A 1,054-nucleotide genomic window follows, 5' to 3' on the forward strand; every position below is an offset into this window, starting at 1 on the left:
CCGCCGAGCAGGCCTATGCCAAGATCTGCGCCGGCGCCTGCGCCGTGCAGTTCTATACGGCAATGGTCTATGGCGGGCTGTCGCTGGCCGGGGATATTGCCCGCGGGTTGGACGCGCTTCTGGCGCGGGACGGGTTCGAGAATGTCGCGCAAGCGGTTGGAACCAAACGGAAGGACTGGCTGTGATCACTTATTGGCATTATCCGAAATGTTCGAAATCCCGCGCCGGACTGGCGTTGATCGAAGAACGCGGTGCGGAGGTCCGGACACGGGTCTATCTGGAAGATGCTCCCTCGGTGGAGGAGTTGAAATCCGTGCAGGCGGCACTTGGTGTTGCTGCTATTGGCCTGATGCGGACCGGCGAGAAAGTCTTCAAGGAGCTGGGCCTGACGAAGGACAGCCCGGAGCAAGATCTGCTGGCGGCGATGGCGGCGCATCCGATCCTGATCGAGCGTCCGATTGCCATCAAAGGCAACAAAGCTGTGATTGGCCGGCCGACCGAGGCAATTGCAGCACTGCTTTAGCAACCGGCGACGTTTTCCGGCCCGGAAAACGTCTCGGAAATCACGTGATTTCCGGGCCGGAATTCTCGCAGAATTCCGGCTTGCTCACACTCCGACCTGCGCCTCCAGACGCGGATAGCGCAGGCCCAGCGTGACGCCGCGGGCGATGTTCAAAACGATCAGCGACGCCCAAAGGCCGTGATTGCCAAAAGCCGGCACCAGCAGCAGCAGCGCCATCACATAGATGGCCACCGATTGCAGCATCGCCCACCGCATGTCGCGGGTCCAGGTGGCCCCGATGTAGATGCCGTCAAACATCCAACTGGCAATTCCCAGAACCGGCATTGCCACGGCCCAGATCAGGAACACCCGCCCGGCTGCGCGCACATCCTCCGAAGTTGACATCAGGTCGATCAGCCAGGGACCTCCGACGGCAAAAGCCAGCCCCAGCAGGACTGCACCGCCAACGCCCCATTGAGACGTCACCACGGCAGCCCGGCGCACGCGCGCACGCTCCTTTGCACCAACAGCACCGCCCACCAGCGCCTCAGC

The 1,054-nt window shown here is 62.5% G+C and carries 2 protein-coding genes and 1 pseudogene; 2 read left to right on the top strand and 1 reads right to left on the bottom strand.

Translation table 11 applies throughout. From position 1 onward, the window contains the following. Positions 1 to 185: pseudogene (locus A2I95_RS41770) on the top strand (dihydroorotate dehydrogenase (quinone)); the annotation flags it as partial. Beyond that, positions 182 to 523: an arsenate reductase (glutaredoxin) gene (gene arsC / locus A2I95_RS41775; protein WP_027259309.1), complete on the top strand. Its 342-nt coding sequence runs from the start codon at positions 182 to 184 to the stop codon at positions 521 to 523. The pseudogene A2I95_RS41770 and the gene arsC, both read left to right, overlap by 4 nt. An 84-nt stretch (positions 524 to 607) precedes the next feature. Here the strand turns inward: arsC and A2I95_RS41780 are convergent. After that, positions 608 to 1,054, bottom strand: a 447-nt coding sequence (locus A2I95_RS41780) for an MATE family efflux transporter (RefSeq protein ID WP_291738135.1), incomplete at its 5' end; no start/stop codon positions are given.

The sequence above is a fragment of the Leisingera sp. F5 genome (genome assembly GCF_001593695.1).